13 protein-coding genes are annotated in these 21,847 nt (G+C 51.8%); 7 read left to right on the top strand and 6 right to left on the bottom strand.

All coding sequences use genetic code 11. The features are described 5' to 3' along the window. Nucleotides 1-271 precede the first annotated feature (271 nt). Both MXE41_RS02500 and glgC read right to left on the bottom strand, forming a co-directional pair. A complete protein-coding gene (locus MXE41_RS02500) occupies nt 272-1,567 on the bottom strand; it encodes a 1-acyl-sn-glycerol-3-phosphate acyltransferase (protein WP_247099237.1) in 1,296 nt (431 codons plus the stop codon). Nucleotides 1,568-2,482: 915 nt separating this feature from the next. Continuing rightward, entirely contained in the window at nt 2,483-3,802 is a 1,320-nt protein-coding gene (gene glgC, locus MXE41_RS02495; protein ID WP_246978708.1) for a glucose-1-phosphate adenylyltransferase, read from the bottom strand. Nucleotides 3,803-5,599: 1,797 nt separating this feature from the next. On the opposite strand from glgC, the gene MXE41_RS02490 reads away from it, so the two are divergent. The 3 genes from MXE41_RS02490 (at nt 5,600) to MXE41_RS02480 (ending at nt 9,116) form a co-directional block, all read left to right on the top strand. Further along, nucleotides 5,600-6,307 carry a 5'-methylthioadenosine/adenosylhomocysteine nucleosidase gene (locus MXE41_RS02490; protein ID WP_246978707.1) on the top strand — a complete coding sequence of 236 codons (708 nt, stop codon included), beginning with the start codon at nt 5,600-5,602 and terminating at the stop codon, nt 6,305-6,307. A 325-nt stretch (nt 6,308-6,632) separates the two neighbouring features. Beyond that, on the top strand, nt 6,633-8,003 hold the full coding sequence (locus tag MXE41_RS02485) for a cobalamin biosynthesis protein (RefSeq protein ID WP_247099236.1): 1,371 nt from the start codon (nt 6,633-6,635) through the stop codon (nt 8,001-8,003). Nucleotides 8,004-8,474: 471 nt separating this feature from the next. Beyond that, complete coding sequence (locus MXE41_RS02480) at nt 8,475-9,116, top strand: Smr/MutS family protein (protein WP_247099235.1); 642 nt, start codon at nt 8,475-8,477, stop codon at nt 9,114-9,116. Nucleotides 9,117-9,307: 191 nt separating this feature from the next. On the opposite strand, the gene MXE41_RS02475 is transcribed toward MXE41_RS02480, so the two are convergent. Then, complete coding sequence (locus MXE41_RS02475; RefSeq protein WP_247099234.1) at nt 9,308-9,856, bottom strand: VC2046/SO_2500 family protein; 549 nt, start codon at nt 9,854-9,856, stop codon at nt 9,308-9,310. Nucleotides 9,857-10,183: 327 nt separating this feature from the next. On the opposite strand from MXE41_RS02475, the gene MXE41_RS02470 reads away from it, so the two are divergent. Next, a complete protein-coding gene (locus MXE41_RS02470) occupies nt 10,184-10,441 on the top strand; it encodes a hypothetical protein (protein WP_247099233.1) in 258 nt (85 codons plus the stop codon). Between the two features lie 7 nt (nt 10,442-10,448). On the opposite strand, the gene MXE41_RS02465 is transcribed toward MXE41_RS02470, so the two are convergent. The 3 genes from MXE41_RS02465 to MXE41_RS02455 form a co-directional block, all read right to left on the bottom strand. Next, on the bottom strand, nt 10,449-11,735 hold the full coding sequence (locus tag MXE41_RS02465; protein WP_247099232.1) for a hypothetical protein: 1,287 nt from the start codon (nt 11,733-11,735) through the stop codon (nt 10,449-10,451). Between the two features lie 1,566 nt (nt 11,736-13,301). After that, a complete protein-coding gene (asd, locus tag MXE41_RS02460; protein ID WP_247099231.1) occupies nt 13,302-14,414 on the bottom strand; it encodes an aspartate-semialdehyde dehydrogenase in 1,113 nt (370 codons plus the stop codon). 221 nt (nt 14,415-14,635) lie between these two features. Further along, nucleotides 14,636-15,877 (bottom strand): hypothetical protein, encoded by a 1,242-nt coding sequence (locus MXE41_RS02455; RefSeq protein WP_247099230.1) that lies wholly within the window; start codon nt 15,875-15,877, stop codon nt 14,636-14,638. 1,547 nt (nt 15,878-17,424) lie between these two features. Between MXE41_RS02455 and ycaO the strand changes: the two genes are divergently transcribed. The 3 genes from ycaO to ispE all read left to right on the top strand — a co-directional run bounded on the left by ycaO (nt 17,425) and on the right by ispE (nt 21,258). Continuing rightward, on the top strand, nt 17,425-19,185 hold the full coding sequence (gene ycaO, locus MXE41_RS02450; protein ID WP_246978700.1) for a 30S ribosomal protein S12 methylthiotransferase accessory factor YcaO: 1,761 nt from the start codon (nt 17,425-17,427) through the stop codon (nt 19,183-19,185). A gap of 315 nt (nt 19,186-19,500) precedes the next feature. Continuing rightward, a complete protein-coding gene (gene lolB, locus MXE41_RS02445) occupies nt 19,501-20,175 on the top strand; it encodes a lipoprotein insertase outer membrane protein LolB (RefSeq protein ID WP_247099229.1) in 675 nt (224 codons plus the stop codon). 216 nt (nt 20,176-20,391) lie between these two features. Beyond that, on the top strand, nt 20,392-21,258 hold the full coding sequence (gene ispE / locus MXE41_RS02440) for a 4-(cytidine 5'-diphospho)-2-C-methyl-D-erythritol kinase (RefSeq protein WP_247099228.1): 867 nt from the start codon (nt 20,392-20,394) through the stop codon (nt 21,256-21,258). Nucleotides 21,259-21,847 lie beyond the last annotated feature (589 nt).

The raw sequence follows: 21,847 nt of genomic DNA, 5'->3' as shown, positions 1-21,847 counted from the left end.
CGCAAATTAAGCATACATCACGGAATTACTGTTAAGTGACAGTAATGGTGCATTACAAAAGACAAAGGGCAGTTCTTAAGAACTGCCCTTTGTCTTTTGTACGGCATCTTGCCTTGATGTTCTGTTGTTACTGAGCAGCTCTGCCAGGTGCACATCCATGCGCACTGCCAGCTAAAGCACAGGCTTAAACTGAGTCAGTGGCCGCATGCAATCCCGTTTCGGCAGTGGCCCTGGCAGCGCTATACGCTGCCGCTGCTGCAGCCGGAGCTGCTTACTCGGTAGCGGCGCTGTCAACCGACTCGCTGGCTGCCGGCTCACTGGCAGCCGGCTCACTGGCGGACGGCTCGCAGACGCTTTCCTTAACGTTATCCAGAGTGAAATCGAGCTCACCGTCAGCTGCACGCTTCCTGTTGATGTAAGGATAGGCGTACATCTGCATAATGCGCTTGTGCAGGTGCTCAGGGTAGCCCTGCAGACGGTTATTGAACTTGTTCCTGTCTTCAGCGCTGATGGAGGCAATCTCATCATCACCGCACAGACCAAGGCCGTGAGCGGCGAGCATTACGCTTGGATAGAACTCGTAGTTGAGGTAGATAAACCTGTCGATAAGGGCAGCCAGCTGGGACGGGGTCTCAAAACCGCCGCTGACAGGATCACCGGCCACTATGCATACGCGGCCCTTGTAATCGTTGATGCCCTTGATAATGCTCCTGATGTCCTCAAACTCGCTCTTCTGATACTTGCCATCGTTACGGGCACGCTCTTCGAGCTCATTGGCCTTGGCCACATCACCAGGATCGTACTCATAGGTAATGGAGACAGGGACAATGTTGAGACTGGACATGTACTCACCAAAGCTCTTTCCCTGTTTGCGGCCGTACATGTGCAGCATCTTGAGTACTGCCTCTTCGGTGCAGTCATTACCGTCCTTGGCACGACCTTCACGCTGGGCAATCCAGATGGAGTGGCCTTCCTTTAAGGACAGACCAATATAGTGAGACAGGTGGTTTACTTCCTTGAGACGCTCACGTGGCAGGGTAACGGAGCGCTTGACGATAAAGCTCTTGTTAAGACGCATCAGGGCAGTGGCAGCCGGCATCTTGAGCAGATTATCGCCAATGGCAATACGCACAGTCTGATTGTAATAGCTGTGGTAGGCAAAGTCGATGAAGCAAGGATCGAGTGAGATGTCGCGATGATTGGAGATAAAAAGATAGCCGCGATCAGGGTTGAGCTTTTCAAAGCCCCTGAAAGTTACGCCATCAGTGGTGTTGTCTATCATGCGGGTAACAGCTGCTGCTACCTGCATCTGGAAGTCCTCAATGGAGTTGATCTTCCTGACGGCATTTTTGATGTATGAACGTACCGGAATCTTCAGCAGAGGGCCAATAAACCTGCTCAGCTTTGGATAACGCAGTCTGACAATACCGTTTACCAGAGATTCATCGTTGGCAATGACAGCCAGCTCCTGTTGAGCTTCATCATCCCGGCAAGGACGGATGTCATCAAAAACTGCATCCTCGCTTGATTCAACCACTGCGTTCTGATCGAGGATCTGCTCACTCATCAGTAACTACTCCTGTAGGAAACACCATTCCTGCTGCAGTCCGGCCCGGCCCTGCTGTTACCGGTACGGCCTTATTAATAAGCAGGCGTTAAATATGACAGCTCAGGTTAATCATGGGGTGAGTCGTCAGCCCCGTTGTTTGAAGCATACAGACCTGCGTGCAGGTCTGAAAATGATACTTTACGTTCACCCGGACCTTCAGGCGCACATCAGCTGACCTGACACGTGCCAGGCAGGCACCTTGCAAGGACATGGCTGAAAATTTCCCTGTGCTTTGTACAGTAATTCTGCTGCCTGATCAATGCCATGCAGGCACAGTTCAGCGCTACCGCAGCAGTTGCAGTATGGCAATTGTACTGTCTGAAAAATTAGACAAAACCATATACAGGCCTGAAATCAGGCCGTTCTGACCGCGATAAAGGATGCAAGCTTAGGCAAATTTGCCTTAATTTGCAAGCTGTTAGCAGCCAAAGTGCGGGCCAGCCCGCATTAGATTATTCAAATAAGCCCTCACGCCCTTACTTTACCGTCCAAGGCAGCACAATGTACTTGGTAAGGTAAGCGCAGCAGACACTGCGCTCACACCGCTGCAGGCCACCAAACACGGTCCACCAGGCACGGTACACCAGGACCGGTACACCAGGACCGGTACACCAGGACCGGTCCACCAGACCCGTTGCTGGCGCCTGGCCATGCTGACCTGACGGCGCAGGAGCGTGCAGGGATCATACCCCCATATTAAATACAGCACCTTGACGGCAGCTGCCAGCGCCAAAGGCGCTGACCAGATGACATACAAGGTGCTGTATAAATGCGGCATTGCAGCTGTCAGCTCCCCTTGAGGTCAGTGCCTGTCCCGGGCACCTGGTGCCAGGGACAGCTGTCAGGGGAGAACAGGCTGCATGGTGCTGCTCTTTAGTAAATTGGGGAACTGTTGGCGCTGTACTCTTCAAAGCCATCGAACAGGTGAGGCTCGTCAACACGCAGCTTCTCAAGCATCTCGCGGGTTACCAGCACTACGCCACCTGCAGTACGGAAGAAGCGACGGGCATCAGTGGTCTCGTTCTCACCGATGATAAGGTTACGAGGCAGCTCACAGCCACGGTCAAGCACAACCTTGGTCAGGCGGCAGCCACGGTGAATAACACATGATGGCAGAATTACAGCTTCGTTGAGGCAGCAGTTGGAATGCACGCGGGAGTTGGAGAACAGTACGCTGTGGCACAGAGAAGAGCCGGAGATGATACAGCCGGCAGAACATACGGAGTTCATCACTACTGAAGAAGCACCGCTGATGTCCTGTACATACTTTGCTGGTGGCAGCTGATCCTGGTGGGTCCAGATAGGCCACTTGGTGTCGTAAACGTCCAGCTGAGGCTGTACGGATGCGACATCCATGTTAGCTTCCCAGTATGCATCGATAGTACCTACGTCACGCCAGTAGCAGATCTCCAGGTTACCCTGATTGCGGATGCATGACATGGAGAAGTCGTGGGCGTGAGCCTTGTGCTCCTTAACCAGCTTAGGAATGATGTCAAAGCCGAAGTCACGACGTGAGCCTTCAGTGCGGGCATCTTCATTGAGTACGTTGTAGAGGAACTCGGCGTTGAAGACGTAAATACCCATGGAGGCCAGAGACCTGTCAGGATCGTTTGGCATGCCAGGAGGATCAGCTGGCTTCTCGAGGAAGTCAGTGATCATATTGTTGTTGTCTACCTGCATGATGCCGTAGGCTGAAGCCTCAGAACGTGGAATGGCAATACAGGCCACGGTTACAGGGCAGCCACTCTTGATGTGGTCCATAACCATGGAGGTGTAGTCCATCTTGTAGATATGGTCAGCTGACAGAATCACAATGTACTTAGGCATGTGATTGCGGATGATGTCAATGTTCTGGTAGACAGCATCAGCAGTACCCTGGTACCAGTGCTCTTCGTCAACACGCTGCTGGGCAGGAAGAAGATCTACGAACTCATTGAACTGGCCGCGCAGGAAAGACCAGCCGGACTGGATGTGACGTAACAAGGAGTGGGACTTATACTGAGTGACTACACCAATACGGGTAATACCGGAGTTGACACAGTTGGACAGAGCAAAGTCGATAATTCTGAACTTACCACCAAAGAATACAGCTGGCTTGGCACGGCTGTCAGTAAGCATATGTAATCTGCTGCCACGACCACCAGCCAGAACTAAAGCTAAAGTCTGTTTAGCCACATCACGTGAGTTTTCCATCACTCGACCTCAATTATTAATCTGTAAGCTAGAAAAATAAACCAACATCGCACTGCCTGGAAAAGTTTCAGGTTCAGCTTCTTTTCAGGGTCGGTCTGGTGTGAGGATGTAATCCTTATTCCCTGCCTGTGACAGGTACATACAGCGCATCTTTACTGCGCACGTCCTTAACACCTTTTGTTGCCTGATGCTCAGGGCGGAGTCTGCCGCCTGAGCGGTTAAGGCCCTCAGCCTGAAATTTCACCGTGAACTTTTCCGGTCTTTTTATCTATCCCCTGACATTGGTCTGCACAGGCGCATGACACTGTCAGACTGTAAGAAGAAACTCATTATGCCTAGCTGAACACAGAGGCCTTACATTTTGACAGAGGTTAGGGCGGCCGTTTTGGCTGGATCCAGGAGCTGTTACTCTGGGATCCGTCAAAAAAATCTGTTCACCTTGTCTGAAATAGGGTCCGCTTGCACGGACCTTTCATGAAATCACTTATGTTTGAGCAAAACGCCATACATGGGCTGTAAATTCTGTCTGAGGCTGAAGTTAATGTGTTTGACTGCCGGCTGTGCCGGTATGGGACTCTCAGAGCAGCCGAGAACAGTAATCATGACACGGACATATTGCTGTGAATTTCATGAGTTTTATTAGTCGCTTATCTAACTTTAAGCAGACGATGTTCAAAAACTACAGTATCGATTGTGCACCAGACTTACCAAATAAGCTATCTCCTAAAGTTTCTTTTGTGAGAGCACTCAAATAATACTGTCAATTTAAGACACAGGCCCGATAATCCCAGTGATATGGGGATCGGTAAATTAAATGTGTGAGCTATAACACACTGAAAGTACCATTTTGCCGGTTCAAACTGTCACAGGCCCGCAAACGCACATCAGTTATGTCAGTTAATTAAGTACCTTAAGTATAGTACGATGCGCATCAAAACGTCATTTTTCATGCCTGTTATTGCCAAAATGTGCAATGTGCGTGCATTGCGCACATGCACAGCACCATGCCAGCTCCCTGTCGAGCCCTCCCTTTAAAATGCCTTTAATAAGCGCTTGACAGTCCTTTAATCCCCAAAGATGAACCTGTGAACACACATTAAGTCAAAACGGGCATTTTCACCCCAGGGCACGCGCTGCTGGGATCCCGAAAGCCCATAACCCGCCAGCCAGGATTCAGCGCACGGTCATACGCTGTATTAACCAGGCTGCACGCAGCCTCTGCCCAGCCCTGGGCCGGGCAGGCCCGGCCCAGCCCGTCACCTGACACACCTGCCCACCACCCGGGCAAAAGACCTGCCCATACCCGTCACTGCGCGCATTAAGACAGCAGCACGCAATGACCGCACGCCCCCAGGATCGCTTGCCAGCCAGCAGCTCTGGCAGCGCCCGCTCCCTTAGCCTGACAAAAATACGACGTCCCTGCCCAGCTGGTATACCAGTTGATTCCGAAAGTCATCCTGACATAAGCCATGCTGCAGAGTACCGGCCTTAATAGCCGCACTGCCCCTCAGCCTGCTTCAAGCAGGGCTGCCCGGCGGTAAAGCCGCAGGAGCTGGCCACGGAATCGGCCGCAACTTAGGATTGTCAGGTCAGAGTACCGGTATGGACAGCATGTGACTATGAAGGTCAGAGTACCGGGATGGGCAGCCTGTGACTATGAAAGTCAGAGCGGCTGTGTGACAGGGCAGCATGTTATATACTTTATGTTCAGACGGCTGCGATAAGCAGCCGCATTATCACTGCCCGAGGGCCTCGTGCCTGCCGGAGCTGTCTTAACCATCATTTAGGGAGTGCTTTATGCGCGTTGGCATTATTGGAGCAATGGACTCTGAAGTTTCACTGATTGCAGATGCAATCAGCCAGAAGGAGACTGTATCTGTAGGCGGCCGCGATTATATCTGCGGCAAGTACCATGATCATGAAATCATTCTGGTCAAATCAGGTATAGGCAAGGTCTGTGCAGCCACCGCTGCAGCTGCCCTGTGTGACCACTTCAAAGCTGATGCCGTCATCAACAGCGGCTGTGCCGGTGGTATTGGAGAGGGTCTTAAGATTGGTGACATCGTTCTGTCCACCGGTCTTGCCTATCACGATGTTGATCTTAAGATCTTTGGCTACAAGGTCGGTCAGCTGCCTTCTTACGAGCAGTACTTCAATGCTGATCATGCCCTGATTGCCAAGGCTGAGGCCGTAGCAGCACGTCTCAAGAAGGAGAGCAATTTTGCCCCTGATGTCTTTACCGGTGTAGTACTCACTGGTGATCAGTTCATCAGCCAGAAGCAGAAGTGCCTTGACATGAAAAATGACTTTCCTGAGGCTCAGGTAACCGAAATGGAAGGCGCTGCTGTAGGTCAGGTATGTACTGACTACAAGGTTCCTTTCCTGGTAATACGCTCTGTTTCTGATACCGCTCAGGGTGAAAGCCCGGAGGTCTTTGAGGAGTTTGTTCAGCTGGCCGCCGACAACAGCGCCCGCCTGCTGCTCTCCCTTATTGAGGCCCTGTAAATGAGGCCTGCCCGGGCCATGGACATATGCTCAGGTGCTAATGTACCAGCTACGACATTGCTGATACCTCCACTGCATCGCTGCAGAGCCCCATCTGCACTGCTGTACCAGCTACCCCAATGCTGTACCAGCAAATATCTCATGTCCAGGCCCCTGCTGTGCTGCTGGCACAGATCAGCGTAACCGCTCAGCTGCCTCTGCGGCCGCTGCACCTGGCTGCAGGCTCTTAAACTGCATCCTCAGAACTTCAGCCTGATGCCATAAAATCAGGCTTTAAATGCCATATGCATTATGGCCCTGGGTTAACTTTTCCGGTCACTTTTCTATGAGTCTGAATATAAGTCCCTCAACCCCTCTGAGTGCCGCCGATGCTGCTCATGCAGCTCAGGGCATTTTTGCATATGCCGGCGATCTGGTAATCAGCTTAAATCCCTTTGCTTCTGACAGCTCTGCAGACGGTGCTGCCAGCAGCACAGGCACGGCTGTTACTGTAATGGCCAATGATCAGCCTTCCATATTCGATCAGGAGTTTAAGCGCTTTGAACAAAAGCATGGCGCTCCTGCACAGCCTGCAGCTCCTGCACAGCCTGCAGCTCCGGCACAGTCTGCTCCTTCCTATCACAGCGAGCCCGCTCACCCAAAAGATGTCTATCCGTGGGATGATGCTGCACCACGTGAGCCTGCCCCATCTGAGGCCGTTCCGGCACGCACCGCTCATGGCAGCACCGGCTTTGGCTTTGACCAGCCGCTGATGGCAGGTGATGTGAATGTAGGCATTCTCTTCAGTGAGCCCTCTTTGATTCTGGCGCTGGCCATAATCATCGAAATGATTATCCCGCTGCCACGCAGCATACGCCTTTACGGTCTGCTGCCTGTGTTTACCGGCCTGTCACGCAAGGTAAACCGTCCTGGTCGCAGCGAAACCCAGCGCTCATTTGCAGGCTTCATGCTGCCGGTTATAATTTTGCTCACCCTGCTGTTCCTGGTATTTACCCTCGACGCTTTCTCAGGCTTTGACAGCATTATTTCTCTGGTAGTAATGATTCTGGTTCTGGAGCTCAAATTCCCTCAGGACCGCACCATTGATGTCTACCGCGCCCTGCACGAGGGTTTTAAGGAAAAGTCACGCGACCTGCTTTCCACCATGGTGTTACGAGAGACCGGCATGCTCTCTCCAATGGGCATTTCCAAGGCCGCCTGCGAGGCTGCCATCATGCGCATCTTCACCGGATGGTTTGCCGTAATTGTCTGGTATTTCATAGGCGGTATTGAGGCTGCTGTTCTGATGCAGACCATTAATATTATGAGCCATGCCTTTAACTACAAGCTGCGTGGCAATCATGCCTTTGGCAGCACTGTATATCGCATGCATCAGATTATGATCTTCATCCCTGCAGTAGTACTGATGGCTTTCCTGTTCTTTTCCAGAAATCCGGTTCGCCATCTGGCCGGTGCAGCTGAGGGCATGAAGACCTTTCCGGCTCCGGTAACAGGCATGGTACTCGGTGCTGTGGGTGCATCTCTCAATATTTCCCTGAGCGGTCCACGTTACTATCAGGGCGTTGTAATGCGCCTGCCAAAGCTCGGCGGCGAGCACGATCCCGATGAGCAGTCCATGCTCCACGCCATGCGCAAAATCAGAATGTGCGGCCTCCTGCTGCTGGTAGCCAGCATTCTCATTGGCCTTAACTTCTAAAGCCACCGCAGACCGGACAGGCCCATTCAGCGCCGGCTGAGCATGAGCTTCACCGCAGGGATGTTAATACCCTCCCTGCATTCAAAGAGCAGCCATGAACCGTAAGATTCGCCCTGTTTGCGCCAGTCCGCACCTCATGCAAAGATCATTGACCTGCATACGTGTTTAAGCCATGATCTGCGCCCTGTTTGCGCTGAGCCGCCCTGTATGCAAAGATCATTGACCTGAATCCGTGTTCAGGCCATGATCTGAGCCCGCAGCAATATGATTTATTTTTGTTTTTATACATCAGCTGACAGCTGATCCGGCTGTAGTTTCGGCTGTAGTTTCGGCTGTTTTTCTCTGATATTTTCATGTCCCGTTGCTCCGCCTTAATATGCCCTTCAGGAAGTATGAATCTGTCTGAAAACAGGGATAAGCAAAAGGCAGCCATGACAGAAACAGAACCTGCCACCAGGAGTTAACCGCACCATGTCATCTGCTAACAATGATTTTTCTTTTGAAGATCTGCTTATGGAGGAGGCTGTAAAGACCACTGACAATATTGATCTGGTCGGGCAGCTGGGCAAGGTCAGGAAGATGGAACAGGATAAGGTCGAACTGCCTGCAGCCACCATTGACAAGGAAACTTCCCGCATCAAGAAAGAAGCAGCTTCACGTGATACCAAAGAAGAAAGCATAGATTACTTTTCCTCTACCTACGTACCAGTAGTCGCTCCTAACGAAGTGCTCTCCTACCGCTCACCAGGCGCACAGCCTTTTCTGCTCAAGAAGCTCAAAAACGGCGAATACCGCGAAGCTGACTTTATTGACCTGCATGGCAAGACAGTTGAGGAGGCCTATGAATATACCCGCCGTTATGTGCTCATGGCCCGCAATGAAGGCTTTCGCTGCATCCTGATTATCCATGGCAAGAGCGAACGTCAACACGCCAAACGTCAGACCACACTTAAAAGCTATGTAGCGCACTGGCTGCGTCAGATGCCTGAGGTTCTGGCCTATCACTCCGCGCCTGAATGGAAAGGCGGCACCGGTGCCGTCATGGTCATTCTCAAAAAGGGAGACAAGGCCTCCATGGACAACAGAGAGCTGCACTCAGTGCGCACCCGCTGACCAGCCCTGCCCTGCATGCCTGGCGCTTCATGGTGCGCCGCATGCTGTGCAGCACAGCCAGTCCTTGCGGCCGTGATGATCGCAGGCCGACGGCCTGGGGAGCCTGATGGTCAGGCTTTGTTCGGGCCGAAAAAAAGCACATGTTCTTTGCAGAACATGTGCATTTTTTTGGGGGAAAATGACGCTGAAAATTATGCGGTGGCGTCAATTTTCATTCTGGTTTGAATCTGGGTCTGGGCATGCTTGATTTCTGAAAGCACATCCATGTTCTGACCACTGCCCTGGTAGGTTTCATACTGAATAATTTCACCGGCAAACTGACGGCGAACCTTCTCTTTCTTTAATGGTGCCAGTTCGGCATATACTTCAGGGGCAAGGTCACGCTTGAAAGGTACCAGCGGTTCCTGACGCAGGCACTCGGCTAAGAATACCTGTGACTGACCGACCTGAGTATCCTCATGGTCGTGAATCATGTCAGCAAAGTCCTGACCACGGGAAAAGTCATCGCTCTCGGCGTACTTGCGGATTTCCGGCAGCAGACAGAATTTGGTACGCAGGTCCTCAGGGGCCTGACCAATATCTGGACCACGGGTCCATGATGCATCGCAGACATCAGGTGAAAGCATGGCCAGCATGAGATTGAAATCGGTCTGGTCTCCCTCATGGAGGGATTCATTTAAACGCTGACCCAGCTGCAGTTCGTCTACCAGGTAAACGTCGCGTATGTCTTTTGAAATCATAATGAGGTCCTGCCTGACAGTTGACTGCAACCCGGCAGCGCAATGCCGGACTTAAAATGACGCGGCCCTCAAAAATTCCTAAGTCCAGGGCAACCATGCTGTGCATGGCATGCGCGTCCATACCTGTATAACGGTCACATGGACCATTTTCTTGAGGTACCTTGCAAAAAAAATTCGTCGATTTTTCCTCTGACAGCTCAAAATCCCATAAACAAGGGGGTCTTATCCGGTGCGGACAACACTGTCTTAATATCTGTGAAGAGGGAGAAATCAGGACTCAGCGGCAGTTTCAGCTGCCGCTGCTCAGGAGAGTAAGACCATAGAGGTATGGTCAAAACCGTAATGCATGGCAATGGAGTGCTGTCCATAGCGCTGTTGCAGCAGCGTTATTTCATGGACAGATTAATCATTACGGCTGGCCACAGTATGTTGCAGCATCTGCGGCCGGCGGTGTCGAGATCATGGCATACACCGCCTGATATTTATCCTTGTGCAAGTTTGTTGCCACACTTTGATTTCCATAAAAAAAGCGACCATGAGGTCGCTTTTTTCTCTGATTTACTGGCCGGTTACGGCCATTATTAACGGAGCATCAGATACTGGTAGCACGCCTGAGCGGCACCGGTATTTCAGCCCCGGCCTCATTCATGACACGGTCACGGATAGCAACCAGAGTCCTGAAGAAAGTAAAATCGTTCATCTCACGGGTCATGGCAGTAATGGACTGGGCTGCATAGGCCAGTGGATAGGCCATGGTGGTGTAGTTGATTACCGACTGCTGCTGGGCAAGAAACTCAGTCAGTTCATCAGAGTTGACGCTCACAGGATCGAGATTAACCACTGGATTCATCTCATTGTCAAAAGACAGGTAGATGCGGTCACTGCCTGCAGAACCAAGAGCTATGCGGGAAACATCAACATCTTTAAAGGTACAGGCCTCACCGAGGTCAAGGGCGTTGAAATCGCAGGCTGCCTCAAGACTTACACTGGCAAGAGATCGGTAGGTGTAAGGGGCAATCATCTGCAGGATGTCATCGGACTTCATCATGCCAGTACCCTCAAAAATGCCATAGCCATTTTCAAAATAGCTCTCACCTACCTCATTGAGACGATAGTCATTGATATCGGTGATAACTGAAGTGGCCTTAATTGACATGGTCTTAAACTCTTCGTTTATATCAACCGACCTGACCTTGTTGAGCATCAGCGGATGGAAAGAGCGTCGCACTGTATCGACACTGAACAAAGAGAAATCGTAAAGGCTGTACCCCATGCCCAGAAGACCGGTCCTGGTCTTGCCTGCAAGCTCTGAATTAGTTGCCATGGATGTGTACAGGGCCCAGTTAAAATCAGTTCTCAGGGAGGGATCAACAGGAATGTCAGCAAGCCCCTTGCGGGCTGCTATCTGCAGTCTGATTTGCTCTGTAATCTCAGGGGAGGTAACCTCACGGTCATTGCTGGTGATAACAATCTTCTCAAGATCGAAGGAGCCATTGCGGAAAACAACGAATGACATTTTCATCATGAGACGGAAGCCACGGCTGTCCAGGGCATTGGCGATTTTCTTCTTTTCCCTGCTGTTAAGCTCGGGCATAACCCAGTTAACGAGCTGCCTGTTTCTCAAGGCAACTTCATATTTTACTCTTGGGGTTCCATCTGCACCTGCAGGAACATTTGACCACTTGCCGTCACGGGTATATGAGCACATGCTCAGTACCTCACCCACGCTGCGACGATTATCATCAGGGAAATATCCATCCTTTACCTGATTGATATGATCACCGCCACAGGCGCTGATAACAGCAGCAAAAAGCAGGGCTACCAGGAAACCTGCGCGGCTCCAGGCCCTGGTCAGAAACTGACCGTCAACGCTAACCATTAACAATCTCCTTGTGCTTTACCGCCCGCATTGCCGGCAACTTTGATATGAAAGCTCTTATCTCAACAGTGCGGCCATCATTAAATGGGCGTAAGCAGGTTTGCCTTATATGCATGCAGTCTCACATGACTTACATGTCAGCAAGGAACGACAGACCTGACAGTCCTGCCGTCTATTAACTCATTATTTTCAACTACATTTGCGGCTCTGCCCTGTAATCAGCAGGCCGTAACCTGAATACCGCCTCACAGTCCCAGGCTGTGTCCCCCATGCCTGGGGCTCAAAGCGGTCAGGATCTTATACTGTTTGACTTGTGTCTGCGCCTTTTATCTTTTATAAAGCGTCTGCCCACAACAGACTATGGCTTTACAGAACGATGTCTGCACTAAAAGCAAAACCAGGCGTTGTCGGCACAGAACGATGCCGGTGTAAAACACCTCCGGCGCAAAACACCGCCTTTACAGATGCATTATGGATGCGGCTGAGCATATCAAAGGCAGCCTCTGCAAAAGTTATGTAGATAAAGCGCGCCGTGAAACGCATGCGGCTGAGCCATTGTGATAAAGGCCAGCTATTGAGGTTTTCCGGATGGTAACTTACCAGGGGCACAGGACCTCATGTCAACTGCCTGTATGTGCAGCAGGATACAGGCAGGAAAAGGATGACAGAACACTTTTAACTGTCTGGTCAGTGACACAGAAAATTTAATTTCATCCTTTCTGCAAACAAATTACCCCTGATTGCAACTGCTGACCGGGCAGCATTACGCGACATCATATTTATCGCGTTTTATACGTCAGTTAACGCTTTTACTTTCTGCTGTCAGAGGCATCATGTTTGTAAGCATTATTTAATTTTGTGCCGGGACAGCTCATATCATATCAGGTTCAATGCAAAAATATCATGAGGCCTGGAAAACAGGTACGGCACAGGGCTTATACATTGATAAAACCTGAAAGAGACTTTGCTTTGCAGGCCTTACAGACCAGGCAAAATGATATCTGTCACACCCTGCTTCAGTAAGTTTTACAGTCACAATGCATGTACGACAATTATCCTGTTACCAATATGTCCAGCCCTGCAGCTCACATCATTGTGGCCGCCATAAACAATACTCATGTGCCCGAAAAGCTCCAACATCGCTGATTAACAGCCGATGCCCAGGCATCCCAGGAGCATACTGATGCATGCTTATGTACCAGCTGCATGGCGCTCATTTCAGAGGCTGCTCTGAGTTCATGACGGTCTGCATATATGCCCACGCCTGGCGCTCATTTCAGAGACTGCTCTGAGTTCATGACAGTCTGCATATATGCCCACGCCTGGCGCTCATTTCAGAGGCTGCTCTGAGTTCATGACAGTCTGCATATATGCCCACGCCTGGCGCTCATTTCAGAGGCTGCTCTGAGTTCATGCCTGGCCGGAAAAAACAATGCAGGCAATTACCTGCTCAAAGCAGATAATTGCCTGCATGTGATTATATAGGATGCGCAGGGCCATACTGGGCCTGATGCCCTGGCTTGAAATCGTGCCAGGGCCATAGCTGTTCAATATGACGGGCTGAGTTTATGCCTGAATAAGACGCAGCATTCTGCGCAGTGGCTCGGCAGCGCCCCACAGGAGCTGATCGCCTACAGTGAAGGCTGACAGATACTCAGGGCCCATCATCATCTTACGGATACGGCCGATAGGTACGGTCAGAGTGCCGGAAACAAAGGCCGGGGTTAACTCCCTGAGTGTAATTTCCTTTTCGTTTGGAACTACCTTGACCCACTGATTGTGGGCAGCAATCAGAGATTCAATCTCGCTTACGCTGACGTCCTTCTTAAGCTTGATGGTAAGGGACTGACTGTGGCAGCGCATGGAGCTGATACGTACGCAGTTGCCGTCAACAGGAATGGTGCCTGTACCCAGGCCCAGAATCTTTTTGGTTTCGGCCATGCCCTTCCACTCTTCCTTGCTCTGACCATTTTCAAGCTGCTTGTCGATCCATGGCAGTACTGAGCCGGCCAGAGGAGCGCCAAAACACTCGGTCTCAAAGTCAGCGGCATTCATGGTCTGACGGACCTTCTTTTCGATGTCCAGAATGTTTGAGTGAGGGTCAGCAAGCTCGGCCTTCACGCTGTCGTGCAGCTGGCCCATCTGGATGAGCAGCTCACGCATGTTGCGGGCACCGGCGCCAGAGGCAGCCTGATAGGTCGATGAGGATACCCACTCGATGAGATCGGCCTTGAACAGACCGGCCATGGCCATAAGCATGAGGCTTACGGTGCAGTTACCGCCGACAAAGGTCTTAATGCCGCCATTTAAGGCACGGTCGATAACGTCCTGGTTAACAGGATCAAGAATGATGATGGCATCATCCTGCATGCGCAGGGCAGATGCAGCATCGATCCAGTAACCCTTGAAACCGGCCTGCTTTAAGGCAGGGTACATTTTGTTTGTGTAGTCACCGCCCTGACAGGTCAGGATGACATCCATTTCCTTTAAGGCGTCGACGCTGTAAGCATCAAGCAGTACGTCAGATTTGAGGTTTACGCAGGCAGGGGCTGGTTTACCAGCCTGAGAGGTAGTGAAAAAGAAGTTTTCAAATAAGTTGAAATCACCCTCGGTCTGCATTCTGTCCATTAAAACAGAACCGACCATACCACGCCATCCGACGAGACCTAACTTTAGCATTTGCTTGAAACCTCAAAATAAGGAAAATTCCGCAAGCTGTCGGCCCTGTCAGATAAGAGCGCGGGTCTTTTGTCAGGCACCGCCCGGATTAAAGCGGTGCTCAGCCTCGCACAGCGCAGCAGCAATGCCAGCTGTGCGGGCAGCCCGGCAGGGCTGACGAACGCAGCGCTTATGCACAGCGCGCATAAGCATCTGTGCACAGCTGTGGGCATATTATCCGGCTACCTGGCCTGCTGCTCTGCAGCAGGACATTTGTCGACAGAAAACTCACGGAAGAAACTTCTATCTGTTGCTTCTAATAATACAGTCACTTTTCGACCGGATACGATAATACTGCGAAGCAGAGGATTTTTGCACAGTTCAAGTGCATTTTGTTCGTACACATCAAGACGTGCTTCTTTTTGGTGCTCATCAAGGCCTGCAACAATTGCAGGATCCTTTTCAAAGTAGATCTTGAAGTCATTGGCACGGTCATCAATACGGACCATGGTGGTCTGCTCATCGATAACCAGTGGCAGGGAAGCCTTGAGGCTTTCAATGGTGTCTGCATTGCGATCCACCATGAAGTGGTTATAGGCCATATAGCCAATCAGACCGACAATAACCACGCCCATGAGCTTGATATTGCGCATAACCTTAAGCTTTGAGGCTTCCTGGGCCTCTTTCTGACGGGCCAGCAACTCCTGATACTTGCCATAGAAGCGGGCACCACCGGCCTCAATCTTGGCGTCATTGTCGCGCTGCTTGTCCAGAGCTTCCTGCTCCTCGGCACTGAGGTTATGCAGGCGGGAAATAGCACTTTCCTCAACAGTGAGATTATCTGTGCTCAGGCCCTGCTTTTCCATTTCCTTGCGGCGCTCTTCGAGCTTCTCCTGGGCAGCCTCCATATCAATCTGATTGAGGGCGGCTCTCATATGGGCAGGCAGGCTGAAGCGCTCATACTCTTCACCACGGGCACGTGCAGCACTTTCCATAGCCTTATGGAAGAAACGGTTACCCTGAGCAAGAGCACGGTTTTCCTCAGCGGTCATGTGAGGACGACCAGTAATGCTGGACACGTCATCGCCCATGCGAAATACCTGATTCTCCCCTGCGCCCTCACCTTGCGCCGCAGCAGCATCTGCTGCAGGGGCATCAGCTGCTGAGGCAGGGGCAGTCTCTGCAGCAGTTGCAGGCTCAGCTTGCGCACCAGCTGAACCAGCAGCGGCTGCATCAGAGGCTGCATCAGCGGCAGCTGTATCTGCAGCCGGCTCATGAATCGGGCTGTCAGTTGATGCTGCAGCTGCAGCTGCAGCAGGTTCCTGTGCTGGTTCTGCACTGTCGGATGCCGGCTGCTGCACAGCGGCCTGGCTGCCTGCCTTGTCTGTGCTGTCATTCGTGCTGCTCTGCTGATCCGCTACGGTATCAGGAGATGGAGCAACATCATCGAGCTTTTCAGTGTTGAGACTGTTAGAGTTATTCACAGTTAATTCTCCCAGGTCAAATCAGCAGAGTGATGGACAAAAACCTGGGCCATTTTACAGAAAAATAATTAGCTCAAACTAAGGTCTGACAGCTTTCACCTGATGGTACGGGTCGTATTCTGGTCACTGCAGTATGTGTGTACCTGCCCCAGGGCAAGACAGGTGCGCAGGCTCTATATCAACGTGGTCTAAAGAATAATCTTTTGCAGTTTTACCCGTACAAAAGCCAGTTACGCAGCTTTAGAAAATAGCGATTTTGACTATAATAGTAAGCCACTGTCAGACCTCGCAGACGGCTGAGTCGGCAGTGCCTTCAGAACGCGCAGACGGCTGAGTCGACAGTGCCTTCAGACCGCGCAGACGGACGAGCCGGCAGTGCTTTCAGGCCACATCGCCAGTGATAACAGCAGCCCTGCTGCCTGTTTCCGGCATAACGGTACTCAGTACGGTCAGGTTCTGAACACAGTTATGCTCCTGTTAGAGAAATCAGGCCCGTTCCTGCCATGATATGCCGCTGCAATAACATGCCTTAGCCATGACCTGCCACATGCAGGTGGCTTGCAAGTCCCAAAGACAGGCTCCTTTTGCAGTGAACGCACGGCTCTGATCCGTCCCGGAACTGCCTATGACTGCCGGCGTCGCCCCAGAAGCTCCCGGAATCGCCCCTGCGACCGTTCTTGCTCCTTTGCAATCGGCATCGCCCATGGCGACAGGTATCGCCCCTGCGACCGGTATCGTCCCTGGGGGTCGCGGTATCGCCAATGGCCGTCATAGCAAGGCCCGTTACCTGTTAATCATGATAAAAGGTCGTTGCTGCGTTCATACCCATATGCCAGGGATGTTCCCTGAGCGCCACCACAGAATTCTTTCCCGACCAGTTTTTTGAGCAAATCCGTGCCTGCAGGCACTGTTAATCACCTTGCTCGCAGGCTGAGTCAGCGCCGCACAACAGTATTGGATACATGCTGAAGCATCAGAATTGAGCTGTCAGCACTGTTCGTACCTGCTGCGGACCTTAAGGGCAAATGTGCAGCTGCCCTCAGTGTTCAAAATTCCAGTACCTGTAAGTAAGTTTCTGATGCAAAATCCAGCTTCATAACTGATACAGGCCAGGTACAGGGGCATTGATACCTGTAATGAAAGTCGCGGTACGCCGCAGTCATATCTTCTACAGGCAGAGTGCCTCTGAGAGCTGCCCCGTAAGTTCGTGGGGCTGAACACATCAAAAAGCTGCGCCTGGACAAACACTGTTTTATACAGTATCTGCAGTACTCACCCAAGGCTGAAATTCAGACCATGCTGTAAGCGCCAGCTCCTGCTGAAAGCGTCAGCTCCTGCAGCAAGCTTCAGCTCATGCTGTAAGCTTCAGCTCCTGCAGTAAGCCTCAGCTGCTGCCTGCAGCTGCCTCTGGCAGCATTTGCTGCCTGCTGGAGGAAGATTGCAGCACGTGCGGCCCCTTTGGCCGCATGGGCTTCATGAAGCTGGCAGGCGGAAGTCTGAGCCGGACAGCGCGGGGGAGTCTTCATCATATAGATAGGTTTTTAGACATGACGACAATTGCGGGCAAAGATGCTGCCTTAGAGGACACCTTAAGTCGCTTTAAAAAAGTAGCCAGTGAGCTCAAAATCGATCTGGTTGAAGAGCAGTGGCTCAACCCTCTTCCGGATTTATGGTCAGTACACCTTGCTGTAGCCAATTGTCCTGCCATTTTCTCCAACGGCAAGGGCTCTACCCGTGACGCTGCGCTGTGCTCGGCCTATGGCGAAATCTTTGAGCGTCTGGCTACTCACATGAGCTTTTCTGATTTCTATCTTGGTCAGGAAAATGCCGAAGCCCGTTTTGTTCACTTCCCTGATGAAAAGTGGACTCCGGTAAGTGAAGATGATGAGAAGAGCAATGCCATTCCCAATGACGTGCTCAACGTCAAGCTCCGCGAGCTCTATGGCAACAATGGCAGCCTGACTCTGGAAAATCTGGTTGATATCCAGAGCTGCTCCTTTGAGCGTGGCGTATGCTCCATTCCATTTACCAATGCCCGTAATGGCGAGATTGTCTACTTCCCGGTCAATCTGCTCGACAATCTCTATGCCTCCAATGGCATGAGCGCCGGTAATACCGAGTATGAGGCCCTGGTTCAGGGTCTGTCCGAGGTAATTGAGCGCTACGTCAAGGCCCGCATTATCCGTGAGGGTCTGTGCCTGCCTGAGGTTCCAGAGAAGATCATCGAGAAGTACCCACGCTCCTGGGCAAACTTCAAAGCCCTGCAGAGCGATGAGCTCAAGTGCATAGTCTATGACGCCTCCCTTGGTGGTCAGTATCCTGTAGTGTGCGTAGTACTCTTCAATCAGAGCAATGGCACCTGCGTAGCCTCATTTGGCTCCCACCCTATCTTTGAGGTGGCCCTGGACCGTACTATTACCGAGCTCATGCAGGGACGCACTTTCAGCGATCTTGACGGCTTTGATGAGCCAAGCTTCGATCTGGAGCAGACCAGCGGCATTATCAATATCGAAAGCCACTTCGTCGACAGCACCGGCCTGCTGCCAATGATGATGTTCAAGAAGCAGCCAATGTTCAAGTTCGTAGCCTGGGACTTTGACGGCTCCACCCACGATCAGTACAAGGCTCTGCGCTATATCATCGACAAGCTGGGCTTTGATATCTACATCCGTACCTATCAGAACCTGGGTGTGCCGGTATACCGCATCATTGTTCCTGGCATGTCCGAGATCTATCCATTTGATGATCTGATCTACAACAACACCAATGCCTACATTATTTTCCAGGAAGCTATCCTGGGCCTGCCAGGATCTGATGAAGATCCTCAGACCTACAAGGACTACCTTGATGAGCTGGAGAATGAGAACATCGACGATGACGCCCTGGTTCCTAAGATTTTAGGTCTGCTGCCGGATCGCGACAGCCCATGGTCCACTCTGCGCTTTGGTGAGCTCAAGTGTCTGATTGCCCTTGAGGCCAATGACTATGAGCGTGCCCTTGATTTTGCCCGCTGGACCGTCATGTTCAACCATACTGTTTTTGACCTGCCACGTTTGCGCTTCTACCAGTGCCTGACCAGGGTTCTGGAGTGCCGCCTCGACAGCAGCCTGAACTTTGATGATTATGCTGAGGCTCTGGAGCGCATTTACAGCAGCGCCACCTACAGCGATGTCATGGCTCACATCAACCATGAAAAGAAGTTTAATGGTCTGTGCGCCTCTGATCTGGATATGAAGAATTTCAAGCTTCACCAGGAAATGATCAAGGTTTACAAAAAGGTCAGACAGGCTCAGATTGCCCTTGGCTAAGTTCAGGACCTCTGTGCCGGCAGCCTGACTGTCACAAGCGCCGGGCTCAGGCCCGGTTGCCCGAGCCTGCAGACCAGCTCTGTCAGGCTCTTGTTTTATCTGCAGGCTCCGCTCCGCAAAGCCGGGCTCAGCCCTGCCCCATGGCCGTTCTGACTGCGGTCATGGCTCCCACAGCAAGTCAGCAGACAGCAGACCGCATGCAGGAGTGCTGCACGCGGCCTGCAGCAGTGCTGCACAGCTCCTTGCCTGTCGGCCTGTTAGGCACGTACCTCAAGTACTATGCTTTTTCGTTTTTCTGTCAGAAAGGATGATGCCATGTCACCAATCCACAGCTCTCAAGATACCTTAATGTCTTCCATGGTTAAGAAGGCCGGACGTACCCTCATTCCGGTATTCATGGGTGCAGCCCTGGCTGCCACCTTAAGCGGCTGTCAGACAACTGCTGATATACCGGCTGAGCAGACTGCCGCCCCTGGCTTCTGGCAGAGCCATCAGGGTCGCCTGATGAGCATTACCAGCATCAATATGCTGGGCCGCGTTATTATCGAGCAGCAGGGTGAGCGTCGTGCCGTGAACTTCTTCTACAGGGGTTCGGGCAATGACAGCTACGAGCTGCGACTGATTGCTGGCGGCGGCAAGCAGCTGGCTCTGCTCAAGGTTGAGCCGTCCCGCGCCGTACTTGATATGAAAGGCACTCAGCACACCGGCCGCTCAGCAGAAGAACTGCTGCTGCGTCATCTGAAGATTAAGCTGCCTGTGAACAATTTCCACAAGGTGCTGATGGGTATGTCACTTGGAGAGGACTCAAAGGTCAATGACTTTGGTCTTGTTACCCGGTCCACTCTGGGCGCTTACACCATTGACTACCTTGACTATGATTCCTATCAGAACATAGCCATTCCACGTCAGCTTCAGATCACCGGCAACGACATCACCGTTGACGTCACCATACGTGATATCCGCGACGTCCAGATTAAATACCCTGAGTAAGCTGCCCAGCAGCTGGACCAGCCTGGGGCCCAGCCATGGGACCGTCAATGGGCCCAGCCGTGGGAGCAGGCATGGGCCCAGCAAGGGGCCCTGCACGGAGCTGCCACGTGGCTGTCATGCTGCAGCCCCTGGTGCAGGCACTTATAGCTGCGCAGCTGCCTGAAAAACGCTCAGGCATTGTCAAATTCAGTATTTTGTTATCCCGGGAGCATTTTCATGTTCAAGGTCCTGTCCCCTTGCAAGATCAATCTCTTTTTAAATATCACCGGTAAGAGAGCTGATGGTTTTCATAACCTGCAGTCGCTGTTCTGCATGCTCAATCACGGCGATGAGATGACTTTTGAGGTGGACAATGATGGACGCGGGGAGATAACCCTGGTCAACACCATGGGCATGAAGCCTGAGGAGAATCTGATTTACCGTGCAGTACGGGCCCTGCAGGAACACAGCGGCCGCAGATTCAGTGTCACAGTGGATGTTAAAAAGGTTCTGCCAATGGGCGGAGGTCTTGGCGGAGGCTCATCAAATGCTGCAACCACACTGCTGGTGGTAAATCATCTTGCAAAGCTCAATATTGATAACCAGACCCTGCAGAATATTGGAGCAGCCCTGGGCTCGGACGTGCCTTTCTTTGTGGGAGGACATCATGCCTATGTTGAAGGTCGTGGTGAGTATCTTCGCCCTCTGGAGCTTGATGAGCGCTGGTATCTGGTAGTTACCCCTGACTGCCATGTCAGCACCAGGGAAATCTTTACGGATCCCGGTCTTAAAGAGCACTTCAGCCCTGAGCGCACCTTCGAAGATGCAATGGACTGCATGTATAACAATGACTGTGAATGCACGGTCAGAAAAAAGTTCAGCGAAGTTGGACTAACACTGGACTACCTGGTAAAATATGGCCGTGCTGCCATGTCCGGTACCGGGGCATCATGTTATGTAGCCTTTGATACCAGGGAAGAGGCCCTTAAAGCCCATGAAGATCTGTGCAAAGTATGGGATCAGGACTTTTCTTTCCAGGCATTTGTGACTGAGTCCATCAACGTATCACCTGTCACTACAGCACTAATGAATTGTCAGGCCTGAGACCTTCAGCTTGGCTCCCGGGCAAGTACCCTCCCGGGCCGCTTACCTGAGCATAAGCCGCAGCGTCCGCTGCGCCTGCAACTTTCCTTCCCCCAGAGCGCCTCTGATACACAGTGATTTCAGTATCTGTCACCGAAAGTTCCTGATCTGCACTGCACCACTGTGCGGTCACGTCAAGCATACGGAACTGTCCGCTTTTACCTCACTTTACCGGGAAAACAAGGCCCTGTGGCCAGAACATTCCCCTTTTCCTTTTTTCAGCAATCAGACACACACAAGGACAGTCGCCCATAAATGGGCTGGCTGCCCGGACCATTGGTCTTAAAAGCGCAGCTCCTTGCAATGGCTTTGCCTTTGCCTGCGCACCTCTGCGTGCTGGCCACGCTGCGCGGTGGCGCGTGGCGTATGCACTGCTGCGCCATCCCTGGTCGCCAGTTTTGCTGCGCCATCCCTGCTGCGCAAGCGCTGCTGAGCCGGGCGGGAAACTGCAGGCGTCATTGCTGATGAAAAGGAATACCTGCGGAAAATTATTGGTTCTGCTTACATTGAGTGGGACGTCAGGACTTAAGAACTGAGCTGAAATGTCGAT

Source organism: Anaerobiospirillum sp. NML120449, assembly GCF_023051105.1.
Classification (GTDB): Bacteria; Pseudomonadota; Gammaproteobacteria; order Enterobacterales; family Succinivibrionaceae; genus Anaerobiospirillum.
Note: the sequence above shows the minus strand (reverse complement) of the source record. Positions and strands in the feature narration are given on the sequence as shown.